10 protein-coding genes are annotated in these 14,680 nt (G+C 44.5%); 7 read left to right on the top strand and 3 right to left on the bottom strand.

The genetic code is table 11. From position 1 onward, the window contains the following. Positions 1–331 precede the first annotated feature (331 nt). Positions 332–1,198, bottom strand: coding sequence for a tRNA glutamyl-Q(34) synthetase GluQRS (gene gluQRS / locus T489_RS0105505; RefSeq protein ID WP_031579052.1), 867 nt, complete (start codon positions 1,196–1,198; stop codon positions 332–334). Positions 1,199–1,201: 3 nt separating this feature from the next. Beyond that, a complete protein-coding gene (dksA, locus tag T489_RS0105500; protein ID WP_342741904.1) occupies positions 1,202–1,564 on the bottom strand; it encodes an RNA polymerase-binding protein DksA in 363 nt (120 codons plus the stop codon). 933 nt (positions 1,565–2,497) lie between these two features. Between dksA and mrcB the strand changes: the two genes are divergently transcribed. The 4 genes from mrcB to T489_RS0105470 all read left to right on the top strand — a co-directional run bounded on the left by mrcB (position 2,498) and on the right by T489_RS0105470 (position 9,524). After that, entirely contained in the window at positions 2,498–4,801 is a 2,304-nt protein-coding gene (gene mrcB / locus T489_RS0105490; RefSeq protein WP_051621815.1) for a penicillin-binding protein 1B, read from the top strand. A 315-nt stretch (positions 4,802–5,116) separates the two neighbouring features. Continuing rightward, positions 5,117–8,464 (top strand): flagellar hook-length control protein FliK, encoded by a 3,348-nt coding sequence (locus T489_RS0105480; protein ID WP_031579047.1) that lies wholly within the window; start codon positions 5,117–5,119, stop codon positions 8,462–8,464. Positions 8,465–8,528: 64 nt separating this feature from the next. Next, a complete protein-coding gene (locus T489_RS0105475; RefSeq protein ID WP_031579046.1) occupies positions 8,529–8,759 on the top strand; it encodes a hypothetical protein in 231 nt (76 codons plus the stop codon). 123 nt (positions 8,760–8,882) lie between these two features. Then, complete coding sequence (locus T489_RS0105470) at positions 8,883–9,524, top strand: GyrI-like domain-containing protein (RefSeq protein WP_031579044.1); 642 nt, start codon at positions 8,883–8,885, stop codon at positions 9,522–9,524. A gap of 60 nt (positions 9,525–9,584) precedes the next feature. On the opposite strand, the gene T489_RS0105465 is transcribed toward T489_RS0105470, so the two are convergent. Beyond that, the gene (locus T489_RS0105465; RefSeq protein WP_031579043.1) at positions 9,585–10,274 is read right to left on the bottom strand and encodes a hypothetical protein; all 690 of its coding nucleotides are present in this window, start codon (positions 10,272–10,274) and stop codon (positions 9,585–9,587) included. Between the two features lie 523 nt (positions 10,275–10,797). Between T489_RS0105465 and T489_RS0105455 the strand changes: the two genes are divergently transcribed. From T489_RS0105455 to T489_RS0105445, 3 genes are all read left to right on the top strand, one after another. After that, positions 10,798–11,628, top strand: a complete 831-nt coding sequence (locus tag T489_RS0105455) for an MlaA family lipoprotein (RefSeq protein ID WP_051621814.1) — start codon at positions 10,798–10,800, stop codon at positions 11,626–11,628. 6 nt (positions 11,629–11,634) lie between these two features. Further along, positions 11,635–12,759 (top strand): bifunctional chorismate mutase/prephenate dehydrogenase, encoded by a 1,125-nt coding sequence (gene tyrA / locus T489_RS0105450; RefSeq protein WP_031579041.1) that lies wholly within the window; start codon positions 11,635–11,637, stop codon positions 12,757–12,759. 420 nt (positions 12,760–13,179) lie between these two features. Continuing rightward, a complete protein-coding gene (locus T489_RS0105445; protein ID WP_157608066.1) occupies positions 13,180–14,556 on the top strand; it encodes a hypothetical protein in 1,377 nt (458 codons plus the stop codon). Positions 14,557–14,680: the final 124 nt, after the last annotated feature.

Genomic DNA, 14,680 nt, shown 5'->3' with positions numbered 1-14,680 from the left:
ACCGGTTAGGTTACCGCCAATAATCTTACCAACGGTAACGGTTTTGCCCTTGACTCTGACAGACATGTGACGTACAGGATCCCATGCGTTCTCATAAGAACAGACATAAGTATATTTACCATTTCTATTGAAAAGCAGAGGAGGAAGTTCGGGAGTATCAACAACCATAATTGTACCTATATAGTTACACGTTAGTATGTAACTATAATAACATAAAAAATAAAGGAAGTCTCTTATTTTTTGGACTTCCTAATAAATTATTTTTGATAATGTAACTAGATATTCAAAGAATGGGTGTAATGGAACTGATTACTGACGGTTAGAGGACTGTTCAGACTATTCGGCTGTCCGGAGAGATTTTTTCAAGAGAGAAGGTGCTTACGGCATATTTTAAAATGTCGGCCGGTTTTTCATGCACAAATTCATCAGGAATGTCCTGTCCTAAGAATTTTACGGCCTTTACCAGAAGCTCTGACGCATGTGCCATGTCAATCGGAGCGGCATGATTCTGTTTGGAGTATTTGTGTTCAGGATCTTCCATGGCCAGAGGAAGATGCGCGTATGCAGGCACATTTCCCTTCAGCTCCTTTATGAAGGATATCTGGGCGAAGGTGTCATAGAGCAGATCCGAGCCTCTGACCACTTCCGTTATGCCGGTATCAAGATCATCAAGTATGCAGACAAGATTGTAGGCATAGAGACCGTCACGGCGGCGGAGAACAATGTCGGGAATGTCTGATGTCGGATTTTTTACCGTTCCCCGGATTTCATCACGGTATTCGGAAACATAGGTGGTGTTTTTGAGACGCACGCTGTGGTTCACGGCATCGGGAAGGTTCAGATTTCTGCAGTGACCGTTGTAGACTCCTCCCATTCTGCGGATGTCGGCTCTGGTGCAGTTGCAGTAATAGGTCTGATGATTTTCCGTGAGCCTGTCGAGACATTCCCTGTAAAAATCAAGTCTTTCGGTCTGATACAGTACTGGACCGTCATGTTCAAAGCCCAGGAGTTCAAGATCCCTTAGGATGCTGTCACTGTGTTCCTGTCTGCATCTGGTGGTGTCGATGTCTTCAATACGAAGATGCCAGAAGCCGTTAAGGCTTCTGGCACGAAGATAACTACCGGTGGCGGCAACCAGTGAACCAAAGTGCAGCCTGCCACTCGGTGAAGGAGCAAAACGCCCGTGATAAGGGGACATATATTATTTTGCGCCCTGCTTTTCCTTGATTTCAGCGATGTGCTTGCAGTTGATGCAGAGATCGGCGGTAGGGCGTGCTTCAAGACGCTTAATGCCGATTTCTTCGCCACAGTCGTCGCAGTAACCGTAATCGTCAGAGTCAAGCTTACGGATAGTCTTTTCAATCTTCTTGATAAGCTTTCTTTCTCTGTCTCTGATTCTTAATTCAAGAGAGAATTCTTCTTCCTGAGCAGCACGGTCGATATCGTCAGGGAAGTTGGTGGTTTCATCGTTCATGTGATCAACGGTGTTTGAAACCTCATTCATCAACTGATCGCGCCAGCTTTCCAGAATCTTGCGGAAATGAGCTTTTTGCTTATCGTTCATATATTCTTCGCCGGGCTGCACTTCATAAGGCTTTAAGCCGGCAATGGCCAGAGGACTCAGCTCAATTAAATCATTCTTGTTGTCGCTCATAGTCTTTCTCCTAAAATGTATATACCTTTGCACCAGGCACAAGGCAAATGTATCAGTGCTGAATTGTCCGTCTTTTTAATTAACCGTATGGAAAACAGCACGGATATAAATGTACCCAAGTCATACCAACATAAATTCTTTAGAATATACATTACTCGTCGGATATATTCAAAGATTTATGTCAATTTATTTTCCATAAATATGATACAGGCGTTTTTTCAGTCACTTAAAGCAACATAAACGTAATTTTCAAATCCCGTATTATAGGAAAAGCAGGGAACCATTACTTTATTTTTTTTCATTTTGATGCATATCTGAATGTTTTTTTATAAAAAAATAGATCTTTGTCAAATGTTGCATAAACAGATGTTTATTACTTGAACGCAGGTTATGTTTTAGAAAAATTTTTATCTGCCGGATATTGTCATTCTGCATCGTCTTTCGACAGTGATTCATCATTTATGACGGTTCGAGGACGACCGGAGGCGAGCCTGTTAATTTTGTAAACAAATTTTACATAAATGATATAATGTGACCTGATTTTTTGTCCCCGGCGGAGTTCGGTTCCGCCGGGGAGACCTGTAAGGATTTTTCGGGTAATGATTAAGGATTGATTTTTACCCGGTTCAGCACTGCAGTCACTGTGTCCGGACTGCAGATATTCGGAAGGTTCCCGGACGCGTGCGGCGGGATAGCCTTCTGCTGAAGCAAAGCATTTACATGGAAGTATGATTTTACGAAACAGAACTTCTGAAATCTGACAACGGATGGAACGGTCGGGTTTCAGCAGCAATTTCGGAACGGTGCGGATGGCACTTTCCCGAAACAGTGGTGTAAGGAAACATGAGTAAATCATTTATCGGTAAACTGATAGCTCTGGGTTTTAAGCTCGGACTTGTACTTGCTGTAATTTTCGCAATTCTCTGTGCATACTATTATGTCGTGATTTCAAGCAGCAGTCTGGATGCGGAACAGAAATGGAAAACTCCCGCAGTGGTATACAGCAGACCGCTGGAGCTCACTGTGGAGCAGAAGATTACCTTCGATCAGCTTGAACACGAACTTACCCTTTTGAAATACCGCAAGGTGAGCAATCCTGCAAATCCGGGGGAATACGGAACCAGCAGAAACAAGGATCATATGGTCATTATCAGAAGACCGTTCAATTTCTCCTACGGACCGGAAGAATCCCGTCCCATTCACATAGTTTTCAAAAACAGCAGAATCAGTTCCATTTCCGATGCGGCAACAGGTGAGAACATTGATATCATTCAGCTGGATCCGGTGCTTCTGGAACGTCTTTCCTCAAGCGGAGAGGAAGATCGTCTGCTGATAAGCATCGATGACGTGCCGCAGAAACTCATTGATACTCTTATATACGTGGAAGACCGGGATTTCTACAGTCACCACGGCATCAGCATCAAGGGGATTCTCAGAGCGATATTCGTGAACATCAGGGCCGGTCGCAAGGTTCAGGGCGGCAGTACCATCTCACAGCAGCTGGTTAAGAATTACTTTTTAAGCAGCAACAAGACTCTTGACCGAAAGGTAAGAGAGCTTTTCATGTCCATTATCGTTGATGCCAGATATGAAAAATCCCAGATTCTGGAAATGTATCTGAATGAAATCTATCTCGGGCATTCCAATAAGGACATCTACGGCTTCGGTCTGGCCTCATACTTCTATTTCGGGATTCCCGTAAGCGAACTGGACTGGCATCAGGTAGCTCTGCTTGTAGGCATGGTTAAAGGTCCTTCCCAGTATGATCCGCGCAGACATCCTGAAGCCGCACTCAAAAGAAGAAATCTGGTGCTCAGCCTGATGAAGCAGGCTGGAAAGCTTACTGACAAACAGTATGAGTACTACGTCGCCAAACCGCTGGGAATTGTTGACAAGGACAAGAATTTTTCCATCATCAAGGTACCCGGATACATCAGTATTCTTAAGGATGAGCTGAAGAAAAAGCTCGGTGATGACTATCTCGACAGCAACGGACTGGTGATTTTTACCAGTCTTGATCCACAGGTGCAGCTTGCCGCCAACACCGCTGTTAAGGAAGAACTTGGCAGACTCAATGCCAAGAGAACCAAAAAGCTTGAAAGTGCGGTAGTGGTTTCCAACTGGAGAACCGGTGACATTCTTGCCGTGGTAGGCAGCAGTGATCCGCAGTTCCAGGGGATGAACCGTGTAACCAAGGCCCGCCGTCAGGTCGGTTCCCTGGTCAAGCCCGCCGCCTATCTGACGGCGTTCAGTAACGGCTGGCATCTCGGCAGTATGGTTCATGATGCTCCGGTAACCGTAAAAATGCGCAACGGTCAGAACTGGAGCCCGAAGAACTTCAGCGGTACCTACAGCGGGTGGATTCCTCTTTATCAGGGCTTCGCCAAGTCGCTTAACGTGCCAATGGTAAGAGTGGGTATGAATGTCGGAGTGCAGAAGGTTGTCGATACCATTCACAGGCTGGGAATCGAACAGGAAATAGATGCCGTTCCGAGTACTCTGCTGGGCAGTTTCGCCCTGACTCCGATAGAGGTGAACCAGATGTACGCCACCATTGCGACCGAAGGTGCCTACAGACAGCTGTCGGCGATCAGAGTGGTTCGTCGTGGCAGTGACATCATATACGACCGCGAGAGTCAGGCCGACAAGGTTCAGGTGCTGGATCCCCGCGACGCTTATCTGACCATCTACGGTATGACCAATGTAACCTCATTCGGTACCGCCAGATCCCTGAAAAAGTACAATGCGGTTATAGCAGGGAAGACAGGTACCTCAAATGACGGCATCGATTCATGGTTCAGCGGTTTTGATAATGATGAGCTGGTAACCGTATGGGTAGGTAATGATGACAACACCAAAACCAATCTTACGGGAGCCACAGGTGCTCTTCCGGTTTATGACAGATTCTTAAGCATCAGAGGAGTTCATTCTCTGGTAACTGCCATTCCTGAAGGCATTGCAGACGCGTACTTCAGTCTGGAGGGAGCCGACAGCTACATAATGGATCCTGAAACCTGCACCGACGTTTCCAGATTCGTACTGCTTCCTGTAAGAGAGGATATGATAAACGAAGAGGAAGTAAGATACTGCAACACTGAAAAGGAAAGCGATGACAGAATGGGGGATTTCATCAGGTCTCTCTTCTAGGAATGATTGATGAGAGTGTGCGGTCAGTCTTAAATTACCTCACAATAAACATTTAAAAAGATGTTTGTTTTCAGAGTGATGTTAAAATCTGAGCAGCCGATTGTGTGTCCGGGACGGTAAAACGGTGCGGCCTCCGACACGGTCCGCAGACAAATGCGGAAATACGGTACAGTATTTTTCGGCAGTCTGTTTTTTCCACAGCGGACTGCCTGCCATGTAAAGATAATAAAATAAGCCATAAAACCAGAATATGAATCCGTGACCTGCTGGTCATGAGTGTGTTATGGAAATAATATAAATTCGTAACGGCCGGTTATGTTGAGAGAAGATTTAAAAAAGAACAGTACAGAAATTACGGAGGACAGGGCGGAAACAGCTACCGGTTCCGGTGATTCCGGGCAGGGAAGTCTCAGCGAAAAAGAGGTATACGACGTTCTGTCTGAAAACAGCAGAAAGGTGATTAACGTAAGCGCCTCTTATGCTTTTTTAAGTTCGCTTACCAAGGATTATCCACTGCTTCCTGCAGAACTTGCTGCATCTCAGGAAAGCGTTCAGCGTTATGTTGCCGCTCTGGCTGCAGATCCTGTTTCGGCTCTTGCTGCCGCGGCGGGAACGGATGATTTTACCTATATTACCCTGATAAAGGATCTGATAGGCACTGATTCTGAACTGGTGGAGCTCCTTTCAAATACCCTGACCAGCCGTTTTCATGTGGTTAAAAGCTACGCGGCAACTGATGAGTTTTTCAGCCTGTGCACCACACTGCCAAGAGTTTTTAGGGAAAACAATGCTCCCGGCATGGCTCTGATGCATTATCTCTGTGAACTCGTAGCCAATATTCTTACTGCTGACAACATAACCCCGGCTCTGGTCAAGAGACTGGAAAAACTTCATATCTCCGTTCCTCATGATTCTCTCACCGTGAAGGGAAAGGTGATATTCAGCAGACTGTTCATAGCGGTTATTGAATTCATCATGGCACATCAGCCCAATGTTCTCTATCTTATTTCACATAACAGAGCCGCTCTTTATCAGGCTGCAAGAGAACAGGAACTCCGTAATTTCATTCGTGATGCCGTGGATGAAATACCTGAAGATACCGGAAAGCTAGGTCTTTTTGCGTCAGAGGAAAAATATCAGGATGAGGAAAGCGAGGCCATAGCCAGAAGAGTGGATAATCTTATCCGCAGGGCCGCCTCCATCGCTCAGTCGGCCAATCTGATAAACGGTGAAGGTAACGGGGAAATAGTTGATGCCGATCTTCCCGGAAAGGATGACACTTTTGATGCCGACAGACTGACGGAAGATGAAATAAGAAAATTCTTCCGCGAGAATTCACATACAGGCATGTCCGGTCTGTACGATGAAGAACTCCTGTCAAGATACGATTTTTCAAGAAGCATGGCGGATGATGTTTCCAGAAAGGTTCTGTTTCCCGGAAGCGGTGAAGCTTCACAGGCCGGGGATGGCACCGATGCGCAGCGTCCGCAGATGAATATCGATCTCATCGGAGAATTCAATTCATTCAGGGCTCAGTGCGAAAAGCTGAGCGGTAACGAGAAAGACAGATCACAGGATACACCTCAGAATGCAAGTCTCAGCCGCAGGGTTAACGAGCTGATTCAGAAGGTGGCAAATGACGTTGAATACATAAATTCCGAAAATACGGCTTCTCAGACGACTGCAGGTTCAGAACCAGGTGACTCATTAGAAAATCCTGAACGTCACCTGACCGACAACCCGGTATCCGACGGCGAGTCAGGACTTGATTTAACCGGTACCGGCATAACTACGGACGAAATGAGAATTTTTTCTGACGAGAATTCATTAAGTGAAGCCATCGCCAGGGAGAATACCGAAAATGAAAATTCTGAAGATAAGGAATCCGCAGCCTGTGATGAACCGGTTCAGAAGGCCGAAGAGGCGGGGAATGATTCTGCAGGAGTAACAGAAACGTCTGAAGAGTCTGTCGTTAAGGAAAACACTGACGGTATTACATCTCCGGTTTCTGCTGTTTTTCAGGATGAAAACGATGAAGCGGATGAATATCTTGATGAGCTTAACAGGGAACAGCAGGTTCTTATAAGAATGGCTGAGTCCGTCCGTCAGGATAATATAACAGTTTATCCTGATCCGGAGACAGGTGCGGGTGAACAGGAAAAGCCTGCTGAAGAACCTGAGTCAGGTTTCAGTATTCCTGAAGAAACCGATGCTTCTGATGCATCGGACAGCCATGTGAGTGAAGCCGGTAATGATCGTGATGAAGCAACGGTAACCGCAGAGGAGCAGTCTCATGACTGGGCTGATTTCATCCGGAACGATAACAGCGGTAATGAAATGTCTTCCGGAGAGGAATTTAAGGTTGCTGAAACCGTTGCGGAAGACAGGTACGGTGCAGCTGAAACTGACGGCCTGATGACTGCGGCCGGACAGGAAAGAATCGAGCCGGAAAGAAACGACGGCAGAAGGAACGACGTAAGCGGCAGCTGGGGAACCGGCGGGACTGGCGGTTATTCCTGGGTAAAGAATAACAGGGAACCTGTTGAAGCTGAGAAGGTTACCGACAGAATTGAGATCGTGGATGCCGGTGCTGATGATTTCATGCCTGAATATGAACATGTTACCTCAAATCAGATTGAGGAAGCAGTGCATGAGGAAACTGTCTCAGCCGATGTGACGACGGATTATGTTTCCGATAATAAAGATTCAGAGACATCAGACAGTGTTTCATTCTCAGATGCCGGAGCGACGGCGTCATCATCTTTCGAGCAGAATGATGGATATACCCTGAGTGAATCAGATGAATATTCTGAGCATGATGCGAAAGAGAGTGAAAAACCTGCAGGGAAGTCATTCTTTGCCAGAATCAGAAATCTTTTTGCTTCAGGCCGGAAGGTTAAAAACAGATCCCGCAGAAAAGAGACTCCGGATTTTAATGAAATCAATCATCGCAGCGTGCCTATGGCCAGACTGGTAAGTTCCCTCAATGCGGTTCTTGACAACAAAATGGTTTCTCCGGAAATTCACAACATGACCAGGGCAATGAGTCAGACCATTACCGAGCCACTGCGTGACGTCAATGACGTGATGGAATGGCTGGGATTTGTAGGCAATCCTCTGACCACGGAAGGCCGCAGAGGCCGGATTATTCAGCAGTGGGCGGCAATGATTCTTTCCATAAGATTCAGAATGCTGGGCAGGGACGTGTCTCAGTTTAAATCAACGGAACCTTATGCAGATCTTGATTTCAGCGGCGACTGCGACTGGATTGAGGAAAATCTGTTCCTGACTCTGCAGCAGATAGAAAGGATGCAGCTTCTCAGCGGTTTCAGCAATGAACTCGGACTTCCCGCATTCATACCTCTGCCGCCACTGTACAGGTCAGGCAGGGAAGGCGGCATGAATGTTTCTCATTTCAGCGGAGAATCAGGAGTAACCTGGAAAATCAACTTCTTTTTCGAGCTGGAAAAACTCGGCGCCGTTCAGATTCTCATCGAACTGTATGACAGGGATGTAAGAGTCAATCTTGTTTCAGAAAAGTTTGAAACTCTGCAGCTGATAAACAGTACCAGTCAGCAGCTGAAGGATGGTATTGAAAAACACGGACTGAATGTTAGTTCCGTAAACAGCCGAATGGGAACGGTGTATCCGCCGTCAGTCTAGGTCCGTGTATCATGGAAGATATGCACGGTTTTTTCAGGATATTTGTAATACACAGGAGTGGTTTATGGCAGATGATTATGAAAATGGTTCAGGTAATACTGAAAACAGTTTAGCCGATGATATCGTGTCCATGTCATCAGAACTCGGTTACATTATGCACCCGAATACTGATCTGCCCATAAACAGAGCCGAGGAAAAGCAGAAGCGCAGCAGGGAGCATGCCGTATACAGCATTATTGCCGAAACCATTGCCTATGCCATAAAGCTTTCCGAAGAAGGTAACAGAAAATCCTGACGGCAGGTGTTTTTTCCGATATTTACAGCTCCCGCATTTTCTGAACTTTAATGTTCATGTCATTACCGGACAGACGGTGCCGGGTTCGGGTTTACCTGTTTTTTCATTGTTAAAGGTGTAGTTATGGTTTTTGATTTCAGAAAGGAATATAAAGAGTTCTACAATCCCGGTAAAAAACCTCAGATTGTTAATGTGCCTGAGGCAAATTACATTGCTGTCAGAGGAAAAGGCGATCCGAATGAGAAAGACGGAGCATATCAGCAGGCGATAGGTGTTCTGTATGCCGTAGCCTATACTCTGAGAATGAGCTGCAAAACAGACTATAGAATCAACGGTTTTTTTGAATATACGGTTCCGCCACTTGAAGGCTTCTGGTATCAGGATAATAAAGCCGCTGTCGATCTTACCGACAAATCATCGTTCAACTGGATTTCCGTTATCAGACTTCCTGATTTTGTTTCAGAAAAGGATTTTGAATGGGCTGTTCGGACAGCTTCAGAAAGGAAAAAGACTGACTGTTCCGCAGCTGAATTTATAACGATAAGCGAAGGACTGTGCGTGCAGATGATGCATCTCGGACCTTTTGACGATGAACCTGCCACCATTGCCCTGATGGATGAATATCTGGCTCAGAACGGATATGTGAATGATATGACGGATACGAGACTGCATCATGAGATTTATCTGTCGGATCCGAGAAAAACAGCTCCGGAAAAATGGAAAACAGTCATCAGACATCCTGTCAGAAAGATACAGACAGTCTGAAAACTGTGATGCCGTAACTTTCAGATCTGCCGCAGGATACTTCAGACTGTAGGTGAAAAATTATTTTTTGGATTCGGACTGTCCGACTTTTTTCCCGTATTTGTCGCGATAGATCGTCTTTCCGTTTTTATCAGTTGTTGATGTTCCGATCTTGTTGCCGTACCTGTCTCTTATTACGGTCTGACCGGTGGAGTTTTTGGAGGAGGAACCTATCTTTTTCCCGTATCTGTCCCTGATAATGGTCTGTCCGCTGGAGTTTACGGTTGAAGTTGCGACTTTCTTTCCGTATTTGTCTCTGTATGTTGTTTTTCCTGATTTGTCGGTGGTTGAAGTACCGATCTTCTGTCCATAGCGGTTTCTGATGACTGTTTTGCCTGTTTTTCCATCGGTACTGGAACTTGCAACACGGCTTCCGTAGCGATCCCTGTAAACAGTGGAGGATCGTGAATCGGATGAATTCCGGTCATCTTCCGTCAGGTAATGATTGAATGCCAGCTTATCGGAGTCTTTGTCCGGCTGAGTAAAGGTTAAGGTTCCGTCTTCGTTCGGTACCGCCGTTGAGATTTCCCGACCGAGATTATCCTTGTAGACCGTGGATCCGTCATTGTTTGTCTGGTATGAACCAATGGCGTTTCCGAAACGATCAGTAATGATCCTGCTTCCTTCATCGGCTATGCCTACTGAGGAAGAGGCCAGAAAAAAGGCGCACCCTACGGCAACGTCCTTTAGTATGTACAACACCCTCTTCATAAACTTAATCCTTAAAAATATGAAGACAAAACATCATATGCACCGGTGTAATCTGAATTATTTTCCTTTTTTTTCGGAAATACACTGAGACACTGTTTCTTTCCTTAATCCCGGAATTCAGCGGTCTGATATCCTTTCTGACCGTGAAGTGTCTGTAATGCAAAATCTTAAATAATCGTGAACTGACACAAAAGAGATGCATGTGCTGTTGCGTCATGTCACAAAAATCATATTCATAATTTTAAAATATTATAGCTAAAAGGTAAAGAGGGATTGGTTGTTTTTTAGACAAATTATAAGACTGATGAGTGGGAGTTTACGGTGTTCGGAAAAAGACGGTTCACTTATCCGGTCCCGGCCGTAATTCTGACTGACAGACCGTTTGTGACAAAGTACGGATATGAGGTGCCAACTGTAGCTGCGGTATCATATTTTTTAACGGCAGCCGGACGTTCATGCGACTAAACAGCAAAAAAATAAAGTATAATAGCAGATGTGTTGTTAATAAAGCAGAGGCCTTATTATGAGGTTTTTAAAGAATTCATTTATAGCTTTAGCGGGAGTGGCCGCATGTTTTATTTCAGGCAGTGCCCAGGCTGCAAGATCATCCGTCGGCATTATGACTCCGCGCAATATAGTAAAGATTGATAAAGACTATACATACGGTTACACGTATCTTCCGGGGGATGCCCTCGATGTATATGAGACTCCCAACCGTAAAATCGGCTGGACAGTGAATTATGATTTTCTGGATAAGAATCTCTTAAGACCGGTCTCCGTCGCATATGTGGATTATGTTCCCGAGGTGGTGCGAGTCTGTCTCTCAAACGCATATCAGAATTTAAGAGAGGTTAACAATACAGTAAACAATCTGCTCGTTGCCAGACCGCTCGACAGCGGTACAAGCGCGGTACGTTTCGGTATAAACTCCACTATCGGCCTGTTCGGCTGTATTGACGTGGCGAAATACATGGGACTTGAAAGAAAACGTATGACCATGGATACCGTTCTCGGTAAATGGGGAGTGGACTCCGGTGCCTATGTTGTAATACCGGGGCTCGGAATAGGAACATACAGAAGCTATGTGGGCAGTGCCATAGATACCCTGTACTTCCCGTTTACCTATTTCCCATGGTGGGTTGACGGCGTGCTCTGGGGCTTCAATGCCGTGGACGAACGTGCGACAACTCTGAATCAGGATGAGGTTTTAAGAAACTCACTGGATCCGTACAGTCAGGCAAGAGATTTTTATTTAATGTATCATGAAGGACTTGTTTCAGGTACCGACTCAACTTCTACCATAGAAGAAAACGATGATCAACTTGAACAGTACATGGATGAAATAGACGAATAATTGGATATGAATTTAACTTTAGATCAGGTAAGAACTCAGATTGATGAGAATGACAGCGAATTATTAAAGGTTTTACGCAGACGTCTTGAACTGGTGAAGCAGGTCGGGCTTATTAAAAGCAAAGAGGGAACTCCGGTATACGTTCCTGAAAGAGAACGCAGTCTTATTGACAAGCGCCGTGCTCAGGCTTCCGAACTCGGGTTGAATCCGGATCTTGCTGAAGACGTTTTAAGACGCGTGATGAGAGAATCCTACGGTGCCGAAAACGATGTGGGGTTCAAGTGTCTTAATGAATCCGTTAAAAAAATTGTCATTATCGGCGGTCGCGGAGGTATAGGCAGTATTTTTACCCGTCTGTTCCGCAGTTCAGGTTATACCGTTGAAGTAATGGGACACAGAGACTGGGACAGGGCAGGTGAAATTTTTGCCGGAGCAGGCTTGGTAGTTGTGTGTGTGCCTATTGATCGTACTGAAGAGGTTATCGGTAAACTTCAGGGACTTCTGAGTCCTGAATGTGTTCTGGCTGATTTTACTTCAATCAAGACAAATCCGGTGAAATCAATGATGGCCGTGCACCAGGGGCCTGTCATGGGACTTCATCCTATGTTCGGTCCTGATATTTCCAATATGGCCAAGCAGGTGATTATTTCAGTGGAAGGCCGTTATCCTGAAAAGTGCGGATGGGTACTTGATCAGATGACTCTGTGGGGAGCCCGCATCAAGAAGTTCTCTGCAGCGGAACATGATGATGCCATGAGTTATATTCAGGCTTTAAGACATTTCACCACATTCAGCTATGGTGTGTTCCTTGCCAAGGAAAATCCGGATCTTGACGTTCTTATGGAACTCAGTTCTCCAATTTACAGAATGGAACTTATGATGGTGGGCAGACTGTTTGCCCAGGATCCTGTGCTTTATGCCGACATCATTCTGTCAAACAAGAGAAATCTGGATATCATAGAAAGATACAGCAGTGAGATTTCACGAGCCATTGAACTTCTTAAGAAGGGGGATCGTGAAGCTTTTATTGAAGAGTTCAGAATGACCAAGGATTTCTTCGGTCCACTGGCAGATTACTTCATGTCGGAAAGCAAGAGTCTTATTGCAAAAATGCATGACGCTAAGGTTTAATCCATGCATTAGCACATGAAAAGTACGGAACCGCATTGGAAACTGATTCAATGCGGTTTTATTTTTTGTAAAGGATTTTTACCGGGAATTCGGATTTAATGATTACGGGGAAAGACCTGTAGAATTATCGTCGGATGTGAAATTTTATAAAAGTCCCATAATATCTGATTATTATCGTTATTAAGCTACAAATATTATATATAAGTTTGTAATTGTGTTAACAATATGGTTATGATTTGTTTATGAAATATTTTTAAAAGAAGCAGTTTTATGCTAATATCTGATAGCTGTTGGGGGGGGATCCGGCTGTACGGAATACCGGAGCGCTGAAGTGGTCAGGACGACTTGAAATCTTCAGACGCAAAACTGATACAGAAATCTGTATCCCTGAAAAATAACAATAAAAACAAGGGTAAATCAATGAAAGTTGTTTCTAAAATTGCAATCGTTGCAGCTGCGGCCGTAGGTACTGCCGCTGTAGGTTCCTATGTGGGAGCCAGAATTATCGGTCACAGTGTCTTTGAAAAGAAGATTGAACAGCTGACCGCAAAAAATTCAAATGTTACTCACGAGAATCTTGAGAAAACCTTCAGTACCCGTAAAGATAAGATTACGGTAAAGAAGAATAATCCAGACGTACCTATTCCAGAATATGAGATTGTCATGGAGACCAGGTTTGATTTATCAGGTTTCCATTCAGATTTTACCGTAAATTATGAACCCGGTTCTTTCAATGTGCTTGATACCGCGTTTAAGATTACCAAAACTCCGGAGAACAAGGGAACCGTTGATTTTGCCTATTCCTCCGAGACCGGCATCGTGACCTTTGAAAATTCACCGTTCCAGCTGACAAGTGATGACAATGAGCTTGTCTGCGATATCGGTAAGGTAAATTCTTCAATGCAGTTCTCCAATGCCCAGATTTCACGCGAAAAGGCCAAGCTTATGGATTATCTGCTTGATAAAGAAGAGCCTATCGTACAGAAATCAAATGTTGATTCCGTTAACTGTACCAGCGGCGGCAAGCAGTTCTTCAGGATTGGCGGATTTGAATTTGAAAATTCGCAGACTGTATTCTCAATTCCTACCGAGCTGAATTTCAGATTTAATAAGGTGGATGTTAATCTGGATGATTACATTGTTATAAATGCAGACAATGCGGAAATCGGTTTTTCACTGAAGAATTCCGGCAAGGGAGAGGATGACAATTCTTTTGCTTTAGGCTATAAAGTTAATAATATGGACTTTGAAATGGCCGAGCCTGCCTCAGGAAATTTAAGTGAGGAAACTGAAACAGACGGATCAGGCGAAAAAGCAGATTCCGCTGCTGCCGATGATACTGCTTTAAAGGATGAAGCCGGTCAGAAGAAACCTGTTCGTGACAAGATACAGGTTAAGAGTACTGATGTTGTTTTGACTTTTTCTGATTTGAAGAAGCAGAATCTGGATAAGCTTTTCGGTGAAGGCGGAAATCAGCTGGATTCAGCCCTGAAGGATCAGTTCATCAATGCAAATATTAAGTACAATATCTTAACAGAGATGGGCGATTCCGTTCTTAATGCGGATCTGAAGACTTCTAATCTTGATATGGTAATGTATAAGCACGATATCGTAATCAATTATTCAGTAAGCCAGAAATTACTCAAGAGTGTTAAGAATGATGAGCTGTCTCCTTATTTTGATAAGTGGGTTGAAGACGGTTATATGACGTTAAAGGACGGTATATATTCAACCACTCTTACCTCAAAAGACAGTTTTGATGTATTTGCCAACGGCAAGAAGGTTGAATTTTATTAACCATACCTGAAATCAGATTTATTTGTCTGATTTCTGATTAGGCTCAGAATGCCATGATGCTGATGTATCATGGCATTTTTTATGGAGAACGGTTAAGTACATCAGGACATAATAAGAAATCGAT

It is taken from the genome of Ruminobacter sp. RM87, assembly GCF_000701925.1.
GTDB lineage: Bacteria > Pseudomonadota > Gammaproteobacteria > Enterobacterales > Succinivibrionaceae > Ruminobacter > Ruminobacter amylophilus.
This window is presented reverse-complemented; position numbering and strand designations above follow the sequence as displayed.

Coding starts and splice junctions, on each gene's coding strand:
- gluQRS (WP_031579052.1), bottom strand. CDS start 1,198: ATGTCCCCTTATCACGGGCGTTTTGCTCCTTCACCGAGTGGCAGGCTG.
- dksA (WP_342741904.1), bottom strand. CDS start 1,564: ATGAACGATAAGCAAAAAGCTCATTTCCGCAAGATTCTGGAAAGCTGG.
- mrcB (WP_051621815.1), top strand. CDS start 2,498: ATGAGTAAATCATTTATCGGTAAACTGATAGCTCTGGGTTTTAAGCTC.
- T489_RS0105480 (WP_031579047.1), top strand. CDS start 5,117: ATGTTGAGAGAAGATTTAAAAAAGAACAGTACAGAAATTACGGAGGAC.
- T489_RS0105475 (WP_031579046.1), top strand. CDS start 8,529: ATGGCAGATGATTATGAAAATGGTTCAGGTAATACTGAAAACAGTTTA.
- T489_RS0105470 (WP_031579044.1), top strand. CDS start 8,883: ATGGTTTTTGATTTCAGAAAGGAATATAAAGAGTTCTACAATCCCGGT.
- T489_RS0105465 (WP_031579043.1), bottom strand. CDS start 10,274: ATGAAGAGGGTGTTGTACATACTAAAGGACGTTGCCGTAGGGTGCGCC.
- T489_RS0105455 (WP_051621814.1), top strand. CDS start 10,798: ATGAGGTTTTTAAAGAATTCATTTATAGCTTTAGCGGGAGTGGCCGCA.
- tyrA (WP_031579041.1), top strand. CDS start 11,635: ATGAATTTAACTTTAGATCAGGTAAGAACTCAGATTGATGAGAATGAC.
- T489_RS0105445 (WP_157608066.1), top strand. CDS start 13,180: ATGAAAGTTGTTTCTAAAATTGCAATCGTTGCAGCTGCGGCCGTAGGT.